This window comes from Bordetella petrii, assembly GCF_000067205.1.
Classification (GTDB): Bacteria; Pseudomonadota; Gammaproteobacteria; order Burkholderiales; family Burkholderiaceae_B; genus Bordetella_A; species Bordetella_A petrii.
Map to the genome: position 1 here is coordinate 5126620 of NC_010170.1, position 17632 is coordinate 5144251.

Consider the following 17632-nt stretch of genomic DNA (forward strand, 5'->3'; position numbering starts at 1 on the left):
GTCTCAATAGCACGGTGTCTGACACCCCATAGGGAGTCAGACACCCACTGGGGAAACCGCCGCAGAATTCGCACATGTCCGCCAGGTGTCAGGCTCCGCAAGGTGCCTGGCACCGAAGTGTGCAGCGGCTGCCTCAATAGCACGGTGTCTGACACCCTGAAGGGAGTCAGACACCTACTGGGGGAAACCGCCGCAGAATTCGCACATATCCGCCTGGTGCCAGGCTCCGCAAGGTGCCTGGCACCGAAGTGCGCAGCGGCTGTCTCAATAGCACGGTGTCTGACACCCCATAGGGAGTCAGACACCTACTGGAGAAACCGCCGCAGAATTCGCACATATCCGCCAGGTGCCAGGCTCCGCAAGGTGCCTGGCACCGAAGTGATTTGCAAACGTCGCCCAGGCGTCAAGCGGCCGCCCGGCGTGACAAGGGCGCGGCGCTGGACGAGGCCGATGGCGGGAACTGCCGGTCCAGCTCCGCTACCGCCCGCGCCAGCCTTGCGGCGAGGTCCGCGCTGGCGCGCGGCATGGGTGGTCGCAGCACGTCGGGCAGCAACCCCTGCCCGGCCAGCCAGGCCTTCAGCGGGCCGGGGTTGGGCTCGGCGAACACCAGCCGGATCACCGGCGCCAGGGCATGGAACAGGCGACGCGCCGTATCCAGGTGCTGGGCGCGCACGGCACGGTCCATCGCCACGAACAGGTCGGGTCGGATGTGGGCGGCCGCGGCGATGATGCCGCTGCCGCCCAGGCACAGGGTGGATAGCGCCTGCAAGTCTTCCCCCGCCATCACCCGCAGGCCGCCGTCGGCGATCAGCGCCATCGTCTTGTCCAGCGAGCCGCCGCAATCTTTCACGGCGGCGATATTGCCATGCCGGGCCAGGGCCAGCAGGGTGTCGGTGTCCAGCGCCGTACCGGTGCGATACGGAATGTCGTACAGCACCAGCGGCGCCGGCGCGGCATCGGCCAGGGCGCGAAAATAGGCCAGCGCCCCCTGCTGGCCAGGCCGCACATAGTACGGCGCCGGCGCCAGCACCCCGGCCAGCGGCCGGGTGCCGAAAGCCGCCAGCCGCTGCAGCACATGGCCCTGGTGATTGCCCGCCAGGCCCATGACCACCGGCAGCGCGCCGGCCTCGTCCAGCACGGTATCCAGCACCGCCAGTTGTTCGGCGTCGTCCAGCGCGGCCGCCTCGCCGGTGCTGCCGCACACCACCAGGCCGTCCACCCCGGCGGCGGCGCAATAGCGCACCAGGCGGCGCAACGCGCCGCCGTCAATGCGGGTATCGGAAAACGGCGTGACCAGCGGCACCCATACGCCCTGGAACACCGCCTCAGTAGAAGAAACAGACATGACACACTCCACAGGTTGGACCGCTTAGGGGAACCGTGCAGAAGTGCTGGGGATGCAGGGGAAAAACACGCAGCGCGCCGCGCCGTCGGATTGCCGCCGTTCCGTCGCCCATCTGACGGAACAGCCTGCTCCGGTCAGATGAGCTGCTGTTTTTTGGATTTCAGGCCGACGCAACGCGCCCCCGCGCCAGGGGCGCGGGACGAGGCAGCGGAGCAGTGGGCCGTGAACATGGAAAGAAATATACCTCAGGCCAGGCTTGCCAGGAATACCGCGCACAGCGCCTGCATGCCCTGGCGGTCGTCTTCGTCGAAGCGGCCGGGCTCGGGGCTGTCGACGTCCCACACGCCGATCAGTTCGCCATTGTGCACAAGCGGCACCACGACCTCGGACCGCGAGGCAACGTCGCAGGCGATGTGGCCGGGGAACGCGTTCACGTCGGCCACCACCTGGGTCTGGCGCTGGCTGGCGGCCGTGCCGCACACGCCGCGCCCCAGGGCGATGCGCACGCAAGCCGGTTTGCCCTGAAACGGGCCCAGCACCAGTTCGCGGCCATCGTAGAAGTAAAACCCGGCCCAGTTGATGCGCGGCAGCGCCTGGTAGGCCAGCGCCGCGAAGTTGGCGGCATTGGCGATGCGGTCGGTTTCGCCGTCGAGCAGGGCGCGCGCCTGGGCGGCCAGTTCGGCATAGAAACGGGGCTTGTCGTCGGTGGGCAAATCGGTGGCGGTGAACATGAAATGTAACTGTACAGGCAACTATCGAACCAACTGATTTTAGGGGCAAGGCCGCCAGACGCGGCGCGGCCCCGGCGTTATGGGACAATGTTTGCTCTTTTTTCCGTTCTTTCGTCAAGAAGCCCTTCCATGGACAAGCCCTTCGAACCCGTGTGCGCATTTTCTGAACGCGCCAAGCAACTCACCAGCTCTGCCATCCGCGAAATCCTCAAGGTCACCGAGCGCCCCGAGGTCATTTCTTTCGCGGGCGGCCTGCCCGCCCCCGGCGGCTTTCCGGTCGAGGTAGTGCGCGCGGCGTTCGACAAGGTATTGGCCACCAACGGCCGCGCCGCGCTGCAGTATGGGCCCACCGAAGGCTATGCGCCGCTGCGCCAGTGGGTGGCCGACGACCTGAACCGCGCGGGTGCCAACGTCGCCCCCGACCAGATCCTGATCGTGTCGGGCTCGCAGCAGGCGCTCGACCTGCTCGGCAAGGTGCTCATCGACGAAGGCAGCAAGATCCTGGTCGAAGACCCCAGCTACCTGGGCGCGCTGCAATCGTTCAGCCTGTACCAGCCGCAATACGTGCCGGTGCCCACCGACGACGGCGGCCTGATTCCCGAAGCCATCACGCCCGAGCTCGCCGCCGGCGCGCGCTTCCTGTATGCGCTGCCCAACTTCCAGAACCCCACCGGCCGCACGCTGAACCTGGCGCGCCGCAAGGCGCTGGTGCAGCAGGCGGCGCAACTGGGCCTGCCCATCATCGAAGACGACCCCTACGGCGAACTGCGCTACGCCGGCGAGCCGCAGCCCGGCCTGCTGGCTCTGGCCGGCGAATGCGGCGCCAACGTGATCCGTCTGGGCACGTTCTCGAAGGTGCTGGCGCCGGGCCTGCGCCTGGGCTATATCGCCGCCCATCGCAGCATCATCGACAAGCTCGTGCAGGCCAAGCAGGCCACCGACCTGCACACGCCCACGCTTACCCAGATGGCCGTGTACGAAGTCGTGAAAGACGGCTTTCTTGAACAGCACCTGCCCACCGTGCGCGAAATCTACCGCGCCCAGGGCCGCTGCATGCTCGAAGCCATCGAACGCGAATTCCCCGACACCGTCAGCTGGACCCGCCCCGAGGGCGGCATGTTCCTATGGGTGACGCTGCCCGAGCACATCGACAGCGCCCAGTTGCTGACCCAGGCGGTCGCGCAGAACGTGGCCTTCGTGCCGGGCGCGCCGTTCTATGCCGGCAAGCCACGCGCCAACACGCTGCGCCTGAGCTTCGCCACGGTGCCCGAAGAGCGCATCCGCGCCGGCATCGCCATCCTGGGCAAGCTCATCAAGCAGTACGCCTGATCCCCCGGGCGGCGGCGCTGGCCGCCGCCCGCGTCTTTCCAACGCCCACTCCCTGTCGTATTGTTCCCATGGTGAGCGCGCCACAATCCACATCCCCCGATCTCAACGACATCGTCTTCACCGACTGGGTCGAACGCTGGCTGCCCCGCGCGTGGCGCCCCTATGCGCGCCTGTGCCGGCTCGACCGCCCCATCGGCACCTGGCTGACGCTGCTGCCCTGCATCGCGGCGCTGGTCCAGGCCGCCGGCGGCCTGCCCGAGCTGCGCCGCCTGATCGTCTTCTCGCTGGGCGCCCTGCTCATGCGCGGCATCGGCTGCACCGTCAACGACATGTGCGACCGCGACATCGACAAGCACGTCGAACGCACCCGCTTCCGCCCGCTGACCAGCGGCCAGCTCAGCATGCGCAACGCGGTATGGTTCCTGCTGGGCCAGTTGCTGGTGTGCGGCTCGCTGCTGTTTTTCATTAACGAAATGAGCCGCTGGCTGGCCGTGGCGGTGCTGCCGTTCGTGTTCATTTACCCGCTGTGCAAGCGCGTCACGTACTGGCCGCAGGTGGTGCTGGGTATCTGCTTCAACTGGGGCATGCTGATGGCCTGGTCCGACACGCAGAACTTCCTGCCGCTGGCCGGCATCGCCATGTGGCTGGGCGCCGTGCTCTGGCAAGTGGGCTACGACAGCATCTACGCCTATGTCGACGTGCGCGACGACCGCCAACTGGGCCTGCGCTCCACGGCCATGCGCTTTGGCGCCCGGGGCAAGCTGTGGATCGGCGGTTTTTACGCCGCCACCGTTGCGCTATGGGCCTGGGGCGGCTACGCCATCGGGCTGGGCTGGGGCTACCAGCTAGGCATGGTGGCCGTGGCCGTACATCTGGGCTGGCAGTTGCACACCTTCGATCTGCAGCGTCCCGACCGGAACTTCATGCTGTTTCGCGCCAACCTCTGGACCGGCGTATTGCTGGTGGCAGCGGCGCTGGCCGGCACCCTGATCTAGGCGTCCGCATTCCCGCGGTGCGCCTTTACACGAGGAGTCCCCATGCACGTCCGCCTGCCTGTCCGATTCCCTCTGGCGCTGGCCGCCGTCCTCGCGGCCGCCAGCCTGCCTGCCACGGCGGCAGAATCTCCCCGCGACTGCAGCGCGCTGCGCGGCTGCGAAGCCAAGTTCTGCCACATCGAGAACGACATCGCCGCAGCGCAGGCCCAGGGCAACAGCCGCCGCGAAGCCGGCCTGCGCCGCGCCCTGTCCGAGGCGCGCGGCTCGTGCACGGATGCCTCGCTGCGCGCCGAGCGCCAGGACGCGCTGGCCGAACGCCGCGCAGAGGTCACCGAGCGCGAAGAAGAACTGGCCGAGGCGCGCCGCGACGGCCGGCAAGACAAGATCGACAAGGCTCTGCGCAAGCTCAAGGAAGCCCAGGACGACCTGAAAGAAGCACAGGCCGACCTGCTGCGCTGACAGCCGGAATCGCCTGTCGGCCCCCCGGCGCCCAGCGCCAGGGGGCCGCCGCCGGATGCTCGCGCACCTGCTTTAAGCCCGTCCGGCATCCGGCATCCAGACCGGTTTTCCCCTCTGGAAATGCCGATTAGTCGATTTTTTGGAAAAATATTTTCGAAAAACTAGGGTTTATCCTAATGCCGCGCAGGCACAGAATGTCTTCACCGGGAAACATTCACCCCTTCCGAAATTAGCCGGGTGTGATGTCCCAACAAGACAAACTGGAGATCTGCCATGAAGAACGTTGCCATTGCCATCCTGCTTTCCCTGGGCGTCGCCGCCGGTGCTCAAGCCGCCGACCTATCCCAACCCCTGACCCGCGCCCAGGTGCAAGCCGAACTGGCCCAGGCCAAGGCCAACGGCCAGTACAGCTTCGGCGATCTGGACTACCCGCCCGCCGTCGCTGCCTCGGCCTCGCATCTGAGCCGCGCCCAAGTCCAGGAAGAACTGGCGCAAGCCAAGGCCGCCGGCCTGATCACCTACGGTGAAGAGCAGTACCCGCCCCAAGTCGCCGACCAGGGCAGCCACCTGACCCGCGCCCAGGTGCGGGCCGAGCTGGCCCAGGCCAAGGCCACGGGCCACTACTCGTTCGGCAACCTGGACTACCCGTCGCAAGGCTAATCCGGCGCCTCGCGGGCGGCACAACCGCCCGGGCAATAACAGGCCTCCCCGCGGGAGGCCTGTTTGTTTTTCGCCGCCCGCCGCTTATTGATGGTCAGACATATCGACTGATGCTGCAGTCATTTTGTACTAAATATTCAATCGAATCGACGTTTTGTGCGCTACATATCGACACTGCCGCGCGCTAGGATGAATACATCCCGCTACCCCAGGAGCTCGCCATGTCTCACGCACAAAAACCGGTTGCCGTACTGGGCGCCGGCAAAATCGGATTCGCCATCGCGCTGCTGCTGCAACGCACCGGCGACTACGCGGTCTGCGTGGCGGACCAGGACGCCGCCCGGCTTGACGCGGTCGCCGCGCTGGGCTGCCAGACCTTGCACATCGACAGCGACGCCGCCCTGCAGAATGCCGTGGCCGGCCGCTATGCGGTGCTGAACGCGCTGCCGTTTCACCGCGCGGTGGCGGTGGCCGGCATGTGCGCGCGCCACGGCGTGCATTATTTCGACCTGACCGAAGACGTGGCCAGCACGCATGCCATCGGCGAACTGGCGCGCGACGCACGCGCCGTGCTGATGCCCCAATGCGGCCTGGCGCCGGGCTTCATCGGCATTGCCGGCCACGACCTGGCCAACCGCTTCGATACCTTGCTAGACCTGCACATGCGGGTAGGCGCGCTGCCGCGCTACCCCACCAACGCGCTGCGCTACAACCTGACCTGGAGCACCGAGGGACTGATCAACGAATACTGCAACCCCTGCGAAGCCATCGTCGACGGGCAGCCGGCCAGCGTGCCGCCGCTGGAAGGCTACGAAACGTTCACACTCGACGGCGTCGAGTACGAAGCCTTCAATACCTCGGGTGGGCTGGGCACCTTGCCGCGAACGCTAGCGGGTAAGGCACGCAACGTCGACTACAAGTCGGTGCGGTACCCCGGCCACTGCGCCATCATGAAACTGTTGCTGAACGACCTGCGCCTGCGCGAGCGCCGCGAGCTGCTGCAAGACATTCTGGAAAACGCCATTCCGGCCACCGGGCAGGACGTCATCGTGATCCTGGCCACTGCCTCGGGCTACCGGCGCGGGCAGTTGCTGCAGGAATCGTATTCGGCGCACATCTATGGAGAAGTGGTCGACGGCCACCCGCTGAGCGCCATCCAGCGATCGACGGCGGCGGGCATCTGCACCGCGCTCGACCTGGTCGCGCAGGGCGTGCTGCCGCAGCGCGGGTTCGTGGGCCAGGAAAGCATCGCCCTGGACGCACTGCTGGCCAACCGCCACGGCCGCATCTATGCAAGCCAGGGCCGGCCGGACCGCCTGGCGGCGTAGGGCGGCTTGCCCGCGCGCTACGCCCAGCCTTCCAGCCGCAGCGTGGCGCGCACCAGGCGCTGTTCTTCCTGTTCGATTTCGCGCAGGCTTTGCCGCACGCTGTTGACGTGTTCGGTGGCAGCCTTGTGGGCCTGCTCGGGCAGCCGGCTTATCACCGCGTTGAACACGCCCGCGTGCTGGTCGTCGATCTGCTGCTTGTGCGGCTGGCGGTGATACAGGTTGTTGACGCAGGCGAATACCGAGCCCAGCATCAGGTCGGTCAGCGATTGCAGCGTATGCGTCAGCACCGGATTGTGCGAGGCCTCGCACACCGCCAGGTGAAAGGCGTGATCCAGGTGGGCATGGGTGGCAATGTCGGTGTCCTGCCCGTGCGCGGCGATCATGGCTTCGTAGCGGCGGCGAATCATGATGAAGTCGGCCTCGGTGCCGCGTATGGCGGCCAGCCGCGCCGACTCGCCCTCGAGCAGGGCGCGCACTTCCAGCAGGTCGTAGAGCGTGCGCGGCTGCGAATGAAACAGGTGCATCAGCGGGCCGGCATCCACTTGCGAAATGGGCGCCACGAACGAACCTTTGCCCTGCTCGGTGCGGATGATGCCACGCGCGCGCAGCAGCTTCAGGCCCTCGCGCAGCGCAGTGCGCGAGGCGCCCAATTTTTCGGTCAGGCGGCGCTCGGAGGGCAGGGCCTGGCCGGCCTTGAGCACGCCGTCCATGATCAGGCGCTCGATGCGTTCGGCCACCACGTCGGCCACCTGCCGGCTGGCGGCGGCAATATCAGTCTGCATAGTCGGCTCACTGGTATGACCAGATCGGATCACGCTACCGCGCCCATCGGCCATTTGTGTTCAAGTAACTGAAATAACAACATAAAAATCCGGTTCGGCGCAAATCCGGAAAAAATAAACTGGTATGACCAGGCCCATTTGATATGGACACGGCGACGCCCAGCACCGATCATGTGGGTTCGCTGCGCCGGTGATGCCGGCCCCCGATTTTTCTTTACCGAGACCCGCATGACTGAACGTATCCAGCAAGACGGCCTGCAAGTGGCGGCCGTGCTCCATCGCTTTATCCAGGACGAGGCCCTGCCTGCCGGCGGCATCGACGCCCCACGCTTCTGGGCCGGCTTCGCGGCCCTGGTACGCGACCTGGCGCCGCGCAACCGCGCCCTGCTGGCCGAGCGTGACCGCCTGCAGCGCGAGCTCGATACCTGGCACCGCGCCCACCCCGGCCCGGTGCGCGATCTGCGCGCCTACCGCGCGTTCCTGGAACAAATCGGCTATCTGCAACCCGTGCCGGGCACCGTGCGGGTCGAGACCGCCAACGTCGATGCCGAAATCGCCGAACAGGCCGGCCCGCAACTGGTGGTGCCCATGTCCAACGCGCGCTACGCCCTGAACGCGGCCAACGCCCGCTGGGGCAGCCTGTACGACGCCCTGTACGGCACCGACGCCATCCCCCCCACGCCGGGCGACACCGGGCGCGGCTATCACCCGCAACGCGGCCAGGCAGTCATTGCCCGCGCGCGCGCCTTCCTCGACGAAGCCGTGCCGCTGGCGCAGGGCTCGCACGCCGACGCCACCGGCTACAGCGTCGACAATGGCCAGTTGCGCGTGGCGCTGGCGCAGGGCAGCACGGGCCTGGCGCAGCCGGAGCAGTTCGCCGGCTATCAGGGCGATGCGCAGGCGCCCCAGGCCATCCTGCTCAAGCATCACGGCCTGCACATCGAAATCCAGATCGACCGCGCCCACAGTATCGGCGCCACCGACGCCGCCGGCATCAAAGACGTGGTGGTCGAGGCTGCCCTCACCACCATCATGGACTGCGAAGACTCCGTCGCCGCCGTCGATGCCGAAGACAAGGTGCAGGTCTATCGCAACTGGCTCGGCCTCATGAAGGGCGACCTGGCCGAACAAGTCACCAAGGGCGGCCAGACCTTCACCCGGCGCCTGAACGCCGACCGCGTATACCACGCGCCCGGCGGCGGCACGCTGACGCTGCACGGCCGTTCGCTGATGTTCGTGCGCAACGTGGGCCACCTGATGACCAACCCCGCCGTGCTCGATGCCGACGGCAACGAAATTCCCGAAGGCATTCTCGACGCGGTGGTCACTACGCTGGCGGCCCTGCCCGACCGCGCCAGCCGCCGCAACTCGCGCGCCGGCTCCATCTATATCGTCAAGCCCAAGATGCACGGCCCGGCCGAAGCGGCGTTCGCCAACGAACTGTTCGACCGCGTCGAAGACCTGCTCGGCCTGCCGCGCCACACCGTGAAAATGGGCATCATGGACGAAGAACGGCGCACCAGCGTCAACCTGAAAGCCTGCATCCAGGCCGCGGCCGGCCGCGTGGCGTTCATCAACACCGGCTTTCTCGACCGCACCGGCGACGAAATGCATTCCAGCATGGAAGCCGGCCCCATGATGCGCAAGGGCGACATGAAATCCAGCGCCTGGATCGCCGCCTACGAACGCAGCAACGTGCTGGTGGGGCTGGACTGCGGCCTGCGCGGCCGCGCCCAGATCGGCAAGGGCATGTGGGCCATGCCCGACCTGATGGCCGCCATGCTCGAACAGAAAATCGGCCACCCCAAGGCAGGCGCCAACACCGCATGGGTACCGTCGCCCACCGCGGCCACCCTGCACGCGCTGCACTACCACCAGGTCGACGTGCCGGCCGTACAGCAACAGCTCGAAAGCACCCGGCTGGCCAGCGTACAAGACGAACTGCTCGACGGCCTGCTGACGGTGCCGGTAGGCAACCCGGCCGACTGGAGCCCCGACGACATCCGCCACGAACTCGAGAACAACGCCCAGGGCATCCTGGGCTATGTGGTGCGCTGGATCGACCAGGGCGTGGGTTGCTCGAAAGTGCCCGACATTAATAACGTCGGCCTGATGGAAGACCGCGCCACGCTGCGCATCTCCAGCCAGCACATCGCCAACTGGATGCGCCACGGCATCGCCACGCGCGAGCAGGTGCGCGACACCTTCGAACGCATGGCCGCGGTGGTCGACCGCCAGAACGCCGGCGATCCACTCTACCAACCCATGGCGGGCCACTTCGATACGTCCATCGCTTTCCAGGCCGCCTGCGCGTTGGTGTTCGAAGGGCTGGCGCAGCCCAACGGCTACACCGAGCCGCTGCTGCACCAGTACCGCCTGGCCTTCAAGGCGCGGCACAACAAGGGCTGACGCCGGGCGCCGTCCGCGGCGCCAGACGCCCCGCACCGCTAATCAGGGGAAACCTGGATAGGCGGCGCGGGGCTTTTTGCGCAAATTATGGTCTTTGATTTTTGATCAAAGATCTAAATGGCTGGCCACCCCGATCTGGAACCCCTGGTCCACACCTCGGTCAACGAAGCCGTCTACCGCCGGCTGCGCGACCACCTGATGCGGGGCGACTACGCCGCCGGCGAGGTGCTGGGCATACAAGAACTGGCCGATGCCTTCGGCACCAGCGCCATGCCGGTGCGCGAGGCCCTGCGCCGACTGGCCGCGCAGCAGGCGCTGGAACCGATGAAAAGCCGGTCGATGCGGGTGCCAGTAGTTTCGCGGGCGCGGCTGGAAGACATCCGCCGCACCCGAGTCCTGATCGAAGGCACGGCGACGGCCTGGGCGGTTGAGCACATCGATGGCGATACGCTGGCCACCTTGCGCGGCCTGGCTGAGCAAATCGGCCAATCTCTGGCCAACCCCACGTCGGTGCGAGACGGCCTGGAACACAACCAGCTGTTTCACTTCACCATCTACCGCGCGGCCCAGTCGCCCTCGATGATGGCCATGATCGAAAGCCTCTGGCTGCAATCCGGTCCTTATCTGCGCGCCACCCGCGAGCTCATGCATTCCGACGAGCGGCCCACCGCCGAATTCCATGCCGCCATCGTGCAGGCCATCGAGCAGCGCGACGCCGGCAAGGCCCGCGTGGCCATGGAGCGCGACATCTGCTGGGCGTTCGACAAACTCACGGCCCACCGCGCCATGCTGGCTGGCTGATTCACCAAGGAAGCTCGCATGTCACTGCACAAACACCGCTCGCGGATGGTCACCGACGGCCTGACCCGGGCGCCTCACCGGGCCTTTCTGCGCGCCACCGGGTTCGACGACGAAGCCCTGAAGAAATCAATCGTTGGCATTGTCAGTACCCAAGGCGAAAACACGCCCTGCTCGATGGCCCTGGCGCCCCAGGCGGACCGCGCCCGCCTGGGCGTGGCGGCCGGGGGCGGCGTGCCGGTCAGTTTTTCGACCATTTCGGTGTCGGATGGCACGTCCATGAACCATGCCGGCATGCGCATGAGCCTGCTTTCGCGCGAGGCGATCGCCGACAGCGTGGAAATGGTGATGCGCGGCCACGCCTATGACGGACTGGTGGCGTTCGCCGGCTGCGACAAGACGCTGCCCGCCATGATGATGGCGATCGTGCGCCTGAACGTGCCGGCGGTGTTTCTCTACGGCGGCGCGACGTTGCCCGGCCACGCGCTCGGCAAGCAGGCCACCATCCTGGACACCATCGAGGCAGTGGGCCGCGTGCAGCATGGCGGCATGACGGCCGCCGAGCTCAAGACCATGGAGCGTACTTGCACGCCATCGGCCGGCTCGTGCCCGGGCCAATTCACCGCCAACACCATGGCCATGGTCGGAGAAGCCCTGGGCTTGTCGCCCCTGGGCACCGCCATGATGCCCGCGGTGTACAGCGAACGCCTGGCCATCGCCCAGCGGGCCGGCGAACAAGTCATGCGCGCCCTGGCCCAAGGCGGCCCCCTGCCGCGCGACCTGGTCACGCGCGCCAGCCTGGACAATGCCTGCGCCGCGGTGGCTGCCACCGGCGGCTCGACCAACGCGGCGCTGCACATTCCCGCCATCGCTCACGAAGCCGGCATCCGCTACACGCTGGATGACGTTGCCGCCGTATTCCAGCGCACGCCATTGATCGCGGACTTGCAGCCGGGCGGACGCTTCCTGGCGCGCGACCTGCACGAAGCGGGCGGCGTGCCCGCCGTACTGAAAGCCCTGCTGGAAGGCGGTTATATCGACGGCAACGTGCCGACGCTCGACGGCCGGCCGCTGGCGCGAGCCCTGGTCGACTTCGCCGGGCCGGACGGCGAGGTGGTGCGCCCCTGCTCGCGCGCGATCCACCCTTCGGGCGGCGTCACGGTGCTGAAAGGCAACCTCAGCCCGCAAGGCGCGCTGCTCAAGATCGCGGGCCTGAAATCGCTGCAATTCTCCGGGCCGGCGCGCGTGTTCGAAAACGAAGAAGACTGCATGCGCGCGGTGTCACAGCGCACCTACCAGCCCGGCGACGTGCTGGTCATCCGCAACGAAGGCCCCCAGGGCGGGCCGGGCATGAGAGAGATGCTCAGCGTGACCGCCGCACTGTATGGACAGGGCATGGGCGAAAAAGTGGCCCTGCTGACCGACGGCCGCTTCTCGGGCGCGACGCGCGGGCTGTGCATCGGTTATGTGGGCCCCGAGGCCGCGGCGGGCGGCCCCATCGCCTTCGTTCGCGACGGCGACATCATCCATATCGACGCCCAGGCCAATACCTTGCGCGTCGAACTCAGCGACGCCGAACTGGCCGCCCGCCGCGCCAGCCATGTGCCGCCGGCACGGCCGCGCCTGGCCGGCGCGCTCGAAAAATACGCCTTGCTGGTGCGGCCGGCGCACGAAGGCGCCGTCACGCACTCGGGGGGATTGGATTGGCCCTACGAAACCCCGGAGGCCGAATGAGCGCCGCATTGGCATTTTGCGGCACCGGCCTCATGGGCGCGCCCATGGTGCGCCGGCTGCTGGCGGCAGGGCATCGCGTGCGGGTCTGGAACCGCAGCCCCGACAAAGCCCGCGCGCTGGCGGCCGACGGCGCCGAGCCTGCCGACACGCCGGCCGAAGCCGCCGACGGCTGCGCCGGTGTATTCCTGTGCCTGACCGACGAGCGCGCCGTGCAGGACACCGTGTTTGGCGCCCAGGGCGTACATCGCGCCCGCGGCGCCTGGCTGGTCGATCATTCCAGCATTGCCCCTGAAGCGGCGCGCCGCTTTGCAGCACAGCTGCAGCAAATCAACGGACGCACCTGGATCGATGCGCCGGTCTCGGGCGGCGTGGCGGGGGCGCGGGCCGGCACGCTGTCGGTCATGGCGGGCGGTCCGGCCGATGCCATCCAGGCAGCCTCCGCATGCATGCGAGCGTACGCGGCGCGCATTACCCGCATGGGCCCGGTAGGCGCAGGGCAGATCGCCAAGCTGTGCAACCAGACCATTGTCGCCAGCACCGTCAACGCGATCGCCGAGGCCGTGGCGCTGGCGCAGCGCAGCGGCATCGATGCGGCCACGCTGAATACCGCCCTGGCCGGTGGCTGGGCCGACTCGGTCCTGCTGCAGATCTTCGTGCCGCGCATGACCGCTGCCGTCGAGCAGCCTCTGGGCACGGTGGACACCATGCTCAAAGACGTAGAGAACATAGCGGCGCTGGCGCGCGCCACCCACACCGAGCTGGCCGGCCTGAATGGCGTGCTGGCCAGCTACCGGGCCGCCGCCGCGCAGGGCCTGGGACCGGCCGACCTGTCGGACATCGTGCGCGTGGCCTGGCCCGAGCGGCCGCACGGGCACGGGCACGGGCACGGGCACGGGCAGCCATGATGACGCCGCCCGCCTGCCTGTCGCCGTCCATGCCACACGTGGCCGCGCGATGCGATTCCGGAGTATCGCCATGAATATTCTCGTCACAGGAGCCAACGGCTATATCGGCAGGGAACTGGCGCGCCAGCTGTGCGCCATGCCGGCCGTGGCCGGATACGAGGCCACCGGTACCATCACGCTGTGCGACCTGGCCTTTGACGCGCCCCCCAGCGACCCGCGCGTGCGGTGCATCGAAGGCAACTTTGCCGACTCCGCCACGCTGGCCGCCATGACCGAGCCGGCGCCGGACTTGGTGTTTCACCTGGCCAGCATCGCCAGCGGCCGGGCCGAGCAGGAATTCGAACTGGGATTGCAGGTCAACCTGGAGGGCTCGCTGCGCCTGCTGGAGCGGCTGCGCCGGCAAGGCCGCGCCCCCGCGCTGGTATTCACCAGCAGCATCGCGGTATTCGGCGCCCCGCTGCCCGAACAGGTCGACGATCACACGCCGCTGGCGCCAGCCCTGAGCTATGGCGCGCACAAGTACGCCATGGAGATACTGCTGGCCGACTACACGCGCCGCGGTTTCGTGCGCGCGCGCGCCGTGCGCCTGCCGGGCATCGTTCCGCGGCCGCCGGTATCCAACGGTGCCTGGTCGGCGTTTTCCAGCACGCTGATACGGTCGCTGGCCGCAGGCCAGCCCTGCACCATGCCGGTCAGTCCGCAAGCCACGCTCTGGCTCATGTCGCTGTCGTGCTGCGTGGCCAACCTATTGCACGCCGCCAGGCTCGCCACGCTGCCTCCCGGCGAGCTTACGGCCTGGACCCTGCCCGCCCTGCGCGTATCGGTGCAAGAAATCGTGCAGGCTTTCGACGCGCGCAGCGGCGACCAGGCCAGCAAGTTGGTGCGCTATGCGCCCGATCCGGCCATCGAAGCGCAGTTCGGGGCGCAGCCCCCTTTGCATACCCCGGCCGCAGAAGCCGCGGGGTTTCGCCATGACGGCGACCTGTCGGCGCTGCTCGGCAGCGCGGCGCCCATACCACCATAGCAGCCCTGAGCATAAAACCGAGACCCTACCGAGGAGACACCATGATCAAATCCCTGGCCATCATCCTTACCGCCGGCGCGGCCCTGGCCGCGCCGCTGGCTGCCCATGCGCAGAAAGTTGAGCTGACCGTGTCCAGCTGGCTGCCCCCCACGCACGCCGTCGTCGCCGACTTCCTGGTGCCTTGGGGGCAGGAAATCGAAAAAGCGACCGAGGGCCGGGTCACGTTGCGCCTGCTGCCTAAGCCGGTCACCAACCCGGCGGGCCATTTCGATGCGGTGCGCGACGGCCTGGTGGACATCTCCTTCGTGTCGCACGCCTATTATCCGGGCCGGTTCCAATTGACCAAGTTCGCCGTCATGCCGTTTTCGGGCAACACGGCCGTGTCCCGCTCGGTCGCGGCGTGGGACACCTACGAGAAATACCTGTTGAAAGCCGACGAGCACAAAGGCGTGAAACTGCTGGGCATCTACGCGCACGGGCCGGGCATCACGTTCACGACCAGCAAGACCGTCGCCCGCATCGAGGACTACCAGGGGCTGAAGATCCGCGTGGGCGGCGGCATGGCGGCCGACGTGGCCAAGGCTGTGGGCGCCACGCCGATTGCCAAGCCGGCTCCCACCTCGTACGAACTGCTCAGCACGGGCGTCGTGGACGGCGTTTTCTTCCCGGCCGAATCCCTGGTTTCGTTCAAGCTGGACGGCATCATCAAGCATGCCACCGTCTTCCCCGGCGGCCTGTATTCCGACACGCACGCGGTCATCATGAACCCCGACGCCTTCGCACGCCTGTCGAAGCACGACCAGGCGGCCCTGCTGAAGTTGTCGGGCCGCCACCTTGCCGAACTGGCCGGCAAAGCATGGGACAAACACGATGCCGAAGCCCACAAGGTGCTGGACGGCGGCGGCATACAGGTCGTGAAAGCCGACGATGCCCTCGTGGCAGCCGTGCGCGAGCGCACGCAGGGCTTCGAGCAAACCTGGCTGGACGCCGCCGCCGCGAAAAACATCGACGGGCCGGCGGCGCTCGCGGCATTTCGCGCCGAGATCAAGCAGCTCGACAATCAATGACTGTGGCCGGAAACGGCCGGCAGACCCCGCCCGGCCATCCGGGCAGGGCGGGGACCGTTATTGCGAGAACGCCATGAAACACCTTAACTGCGCCATCGTGGCGGCGCTGAAGGCCATCGCGGTGGTCAGCCTGTGCGGCATGAGCCTGTTGACCGTGATCGACGCGGCGGGCCGCTATCTGCTGAACCGGCCCATCATCGGCTCGGTCGAACTGGTCGAGCTGCTGATGATCGCGGTGATCTTCTCCAGCGTTCCCCTGATGACGCGCGCGCGCGGCCACATCACGGTAGACGGCTTCAGCCATTTGTTCTCGGCCCGGGCAGTACGCCTGCAAGACCGATTCGGCGCACTGCTGGCCACGCTGGTCAGCGGCTTCCTGGCGTGGGTGACCTGGGCCAAGGCCGAGAGCACGGCCGAATATGGCGACATCACCGCCATGCTGAGCATTCCGCTCGCCCCGTTCGTCTATTTCATGGCGGTCATGCTTGCCCTGGATGCGATCTGCCACGCAGCCAATTTCTTCTACGCCGGGCCCGCCACAGGAAGCCATAAATCATGACCGAATCGCTGCTAGCCCTGGGCGCCATGCTGACGCTGGTATTCCTGCGCGTTCCTGTGGCGTTCGCCATGGCGCTGGTGGGGTTCATCGGCCTGGGCCTGTTGCGCAACTGGCATTCCGCCTATGCCATGGCGGGTTCCGTCATCTATGAAAGTGGGTTCCAGTATTTGCTGTCGGTGTTGCCGCTGTTCATCCTGATGGGCAATTTCGTGACCCAGTCGCGCATGTCGCGCGAACTCTATACGGCGGCCCACGCCGTGCTGGGGCACCGCCGGGGCGGGCTGGCCATGTCGACCATCGTCGCCTGCGGCGGCTTCGGCGCGATCTGCGGCTCCAGCCTCGCCACCGCGGCCACCATGGCCAAGGTCGCCTACCCGGAAATGCGCCGCATAGGCTACAGCGAAAAACTGGCTGCCGGCTCGATCGCCGCGGGCGGCACGCTGGGCATCCTGATCCCGCCCTCCATCATCATGGTGGTGTATTGCCTGCTGACCGAGCAGAGCATCGGCAAAATGTTCGCCGCCGGCGTGCTGCCCGGCCTGCTGGCCATTGCCTGCTACATGGGCGCCGTGGCCTGGGTCGTGCGCCGCGACCCCGCCGCCGGCCCGAAGGGCGAACGCAGTACGTGGCCACAGATCCGCCAGGCGCTGGGCCAGGTATGGAGCGTGCTGGCGCTGATCGCCATGCTGATGGGCGGCATTTATGCCGGCGTGTTCACTCCCGCGGAGGCGGCCGGTATCGGCGCGTTCCTGGGCTTTGTCTTCGCATGCAGCCGCCGCAGCATGAGCTGGCGCACCTTCGTCGAGGTGGTGGTCGAGTCGGCCAAGACCACCGGCATGATATTCCTGGTGATGATCGGCGCGCTGATGCTGGCCAACTTCATCAATTTCACCTCATTGCCCGGCGACCTGCTCGAACTGGTGGAACGCTATCACCTAAGCCCGCTCGCTGTGATCTTCGCCATTTGCGGCATCTACATCGTGCTGGGCTGCGTGCTGGAAAGCATGTCGATGATTCTGCTGACCGTGCCGGTGTTCTACCCGCTGGTGCAGAGCCTGGGGTTCGACCTGATCTGGTTCGGCATCATCGTGGTCGTGGTCACCGAGATCAGCTTCATCACGCCGCCGTTCGGCATGAATGTGTTCGTGCTGCGCGGCTTGCTGCCCGGCGTCAGTACGCAGACCATCTTTCGCGGCGTGGCGCCCTTCGTAGTAAGCGATATCGGGCGGCTGACCGTACTGATCCTGTTTCCGGCGATATCGCTGTACTTGCCCCAATTCGTGAGCTAGCGGCCCGCCACGGCCTCCCCGGGCCGCGGTGCGACCAGCCGCTGGCTGAAGCGCTGCACCGCCGGGCCCGTTGCCAGCATGATCATGAAGGCCGCCGGCCAGGCGGCAAAAAAGGCCCGCGCCCATTGCGCGGCGAAGTCCGGGCCCAGGCCCAGATTCATCCACGACACCCACCCGGTCATCAACATCGACATCAGGCAGGACATCAACAAAGCAAA

The 17632-nt window shown here is 67.1% G+C and carries 17 protein-coding genes; 13 read left to right on the plus strand and 4 right to left on the minus strand.

Annotated features, from left to right (window positions below; genetic code table 11):
• Positions 1-403: 403 nt before the first annotated feature.
• Positions 404-1345 carry a 4-hydroxy-tetrahydrodipicolinate synthase gene (gene dapA / locus BPET_RS24575; RefSeq protein WP_012251680.1) on the minus strand — a complete coding sequence of 314 codons (942 nt, stop codon included), beginning with the start codon at positions 1343-1345 and terminating at the stop codon, positions 404-406.
• Between the two features lie 245 nt (positions 1346-1590).
• On the minus strand, positions 1591-2076 hold the full coding sequence (locus BPET_RS24580; RefSeq protein WP_012251681.1) for a GAF domain-containing protein: 486 nt from the start codon (positions 2074-2076) through the stop codon (positions 1591-1593).
• Between the two features lie 129 nt (positions 2077-2205).
• Between BPET_RS24580 and BPET_RS24585 the strand changes: the two genes are divergently transcribed.
• The 5 genes from BPET_RS24585 (at position 2206) to BPET_RS24605 (ending at position 6847) form a co-directional block, all read left to right on the plus strand.
• Positions 2206-3405, plus strand: coding sequence for an aminotransferase-like domain-containing protein (locus tag BPET_RS24585; protein ID WP_041863294.1), 1200 nt, complete (start codon positions 2206-2208; stop codon positions 3403-3405).
• Positions 3406-3476: 71 nt separating this feature from the next.
• The gene (gene ubiA / locus BPET_RS24590) at positions 3477-4400 is read left to right on the plus strand and encodes a 4-hydroxybenzoate octaprenyltransferase (RefSeq protein ID WP_041864436.1); all 924 of its coding nucleotides are present in this window, start codon (positions 3477-3479) and stop codon (positions 4398-4400) included.
• A gap of 42 nt (positions 4401-4442) precedes the next feature.
• On the plus strand, positions 4443-4859 hold the full coding sequence (locus tag BPET_RS24595) for a DUF1090 domain-containing protein (protein WP_012251684.1): 417 nt from the start codon (positions 4443-4445) through the stop codon (positions 4857-4859).
• A 273-nt stretch (positions 4860-5132) separates the two neighbouring features.
• Positions 5133-5519, plus strand: a complete 387-nt coding sequence (locus BPET_RS24600) for a DUF4148 domain-containing protein (RefSeq protein ID WP_012251685.1) — start codon at positions 5133-5135, stop codon at positions 5517-5519.
• Between the two features lie 221 nt (positions 5520-5740).
• Positions 5741-6847, plus strand: coding sequence for a saccharopine dehydrogenase family protein (locus BPET_RS24605; RefSeq protein ID WP_012251686.1), 1107 nt, complete (start codon positions 5741-5743; stop codon positions 6845-6847).
• Positions 6848-6864: 17 nt separating this feature from the next.
• Here the strand turns inward: BPET_RS24605 and glcC are convergent, their stop codons facing one another.
• Positions 6865-7629: a transcriptional regulator GlcC gene (gene glcC, locus BPET_RS24610; protein WP_012251687.1), complete on the minus strand. Its 765-nt coding sequence runs from the start codon at positions 7627-7629 to the stop codon at positions 6865-6867.
• A 228-nt stretch (positions 7630-7857) separates the two neighbouring features.
• Here glcC and BPET_RS24615 point away from each other — a divergent pair, with 228 nt between their 5' ends.
• The 8 genes from BPET_RS24615 (at position 7858) to BPET_RS24650 (ending at position 17414) form a co-directional block, all read left to right on the plus strand.
• On the plus strand, positions 7858-10038 hold the full coding sequence (locus BPET_RS24615) for a malate synthase G (RefSeq protein WP_012251688.1): 2181 nt from the start codon (positions 7858-7860) through the stop codon (positions 10036-10038).
• A 117-nt stretch (positions 10039-10155) separates the two neighbouring features.
• Positions 10156-10839: a GntR family transcriptional regulator gene (locus BPET_RS24620; RefSeq protein ID WP_012251689.1), complete on the plus strand. Its 684-nt coding sequence runs from the start codon at positions 10156-10158 to the stop codon at positions 10837-10839.
• Positions 10840-10857: 18 nt separating this feature from the next.
• Positions 10858-12570, plus strand: coding sequence for a dihydroxy-acid dehydratase (gene ilvD / locus BPET_RS24625; RefSeq protein ID WP_012251690.1), 1713 nt, complete (start codon positions 10858-10860; stop codon positions 12568-12570).
• On the plus strand, positions 12567-13475 hold the full coding sequence (locus BPET_RS24630) for an NAD(P)-dependent oxidoreductase (protein WP_012251691.1): 909 nt from the start codon (positions 12567-12569) through the stop codon (positions 13473-13475). The genes ilvD and BPET_RS24630 overlap by 4 nt, the downstream gene beginning before the upstream one ends.
• Positions 13476-13545: 70 nt before the next feature.
• The gene (locus BPET_RS24635; protein ID WP_012251692.1) at positions 13546-14499 is read left to right on the plus strand and encodes an SDR family oxidoreductase; all 954 of its coding nucleotides are present in this window, start codon (positions 13546-13548) and stop codon (positions 14497-14499) included.
• Between the two features lie 41 nt (positions 14500-14540).
• Positions 14541-15566 carry a TRAP transporter substrate-binding protein gene (locus tag BPET_RS24640; RefSeq protein WP_012251693.1) on the plus strand — a complete coding sequence of 342 codons (1026 nt, stop codon included), beginning with the start codon at positions 14541-14543 and terminating at the stop codon, positions 15564-15566.
• Positions 15567-15639: 73 nt separating this feature from the next.
• Positions 15640-16125: a TRAP transporter small permease gene (locus BPET_RS24645; RefSeq protein ID WP_012251694.1), complete on the plus strand. Its 486-nt coding sequence runs from the start codon at positions 15640-15642 to the stop codon at positions 16123-16125.
• Complete coding sequence (locus BPET_RS24650; protein ID WP_012251695.1) at positions 16122-17414, plus strand: TRAP transporter large permease; 1293 nt, start codon at positions 16122-16124, stop codon at positions 17412-17414. The genes BPET_RS24645 and BPET_RS24650 overlap by 4 nt, the downstream gene beginning before the upstream one ends.
• Here the strand turns inward: BPET_RS24650 and BPET_RS27130 are convergent.
• Positions 17411-17608, minus strand: a complete 198-nt coding sequence (locus BPET_RS27130) for a DUF2798 domain-containing protein (protein ID WP_231852640.1) — start codon at positions 17606-17608, stop codon at positions 17411-17413. The genes BPET_RS24650 and BPET_RS27130 overlap by 4 nt on opposite strands.
• Positions 17609-17632 lie beyond the last annotated feature (24 nt).

Excerpts from the sequence above, each read along its gene's own strand:
- dapA (WP_012251680.1), bottom strand. The coding sequence starts at position 1,345 with ATGTCTGTTTCTTCTACTGAGGCGGTGTTCCAGGGCGTATGGGTGCCG.
- BPET_RS24580 (WP_012251681.1), bottom strand. The coding sequence starts at position 2,076 with ATGTTCACCGCCACCGATTTGCCCACCGACGACAAGCCCCGTTTCTAT.
- BPET_RS24585 (WP_041863294.1), top strand. The coding sequence starts at position 2,206 with ATGGACAAGCCCTTCGAACCCGTGTGCGCATTTTCTGAACGCGCCAAG.
- BPET_RS24595 (WP_012251684.1), top strand. The coding sequence starts at position 4,443 with ATGCACGTCCGCCTGCCTGTCCGATTCCCTCTGGCGCTGGCCGCCGTC.
- BPET_RS24600 (WP_012251685.1), top strand. The coding sequence starts at position 5,133 with ATGAAGAACGTTGCCATTGCCATCCTGCTTTCCCTGGGCGTCGCCGCC.
- BPET_RS24605 (WP_012251686.1), top strand. The coding sequence starts at position 5,741 with ATGTCTCACGCACAAAAACCGGTTGCCGTACTGGGCGCCGGCAAAATC.
- glcC (WP_012251687.1), bottom strand. The coding sequence starts at position 7,629 with ATGCAGACTGATATTGCCGCCGCCAGCCGGCAGGTGGCCGACGTGGTG.
- BPET_RS24615 (WP_012251688.1), top strand. The coding sequence starts at position 7,858 with ATGACTGAACGTATCCAGCAAGACGGCCTGCAAGTGGCGGCCGTGCTC.
- BPET_RS24620 (WP_012251689.1), top strand. The coding sequence starts at position 10,156 with ATGGCTGGCCACCCCGATCTGGAACCCCTGGTCCACACCTCGGTCAAC.
- ilvD (WP_012251690.1), top strand. The coding sequence starts at position 10,858 with ATGTCACTGCACAAACACCGCTCGCGGATGGTCACCGACGGCCTGACC.
- BPET_RS24630 (WP_012251691.1), top strand. The coding sequence starts at position 12,567 with ATGAGCGCCGCATTGGCATTTTGCGGCACCGGCCTCATGGGCGCGCCC.
- BPET_RS24635 (WP_012251692.1), top strand. The coding sequence starts at position 13,546 with ATGAATATTCTCGTCACAGGAGCCAACGGCTATATCGGCAGGGAACTG.
- BPET_RS24640 (WP_012251693.1), top strand. The coding sequence starts at position 14,541 with ATGATCAAATCCCTGGCCATCATCCTTACCGCCGGCGCGGCCCTGGCC.
- BPET_RS24645 (WP_012251694.1), top strand. The coding sequence starts at position 15,640 with ATGAAACACCTTAACTGCGCCATCGTGGCGGCGCTGAAGGCCATCGCG.
- BPET_RS24650 (WP_012251695.1), top strand. The coding sequence starts at position 16,122 with ATGACCGAATCGCTGCTAGCCCTGGGCGCCATGCTGACGCTGGTATTC.
- BPET_RS27130 (WP_231852640.1), bottom strand. The coding sequence starts at position 17,608 with ATGTCGATGTTGATGACCGGGTGGGTGTCGTGGATGAATCTGGGCCTG.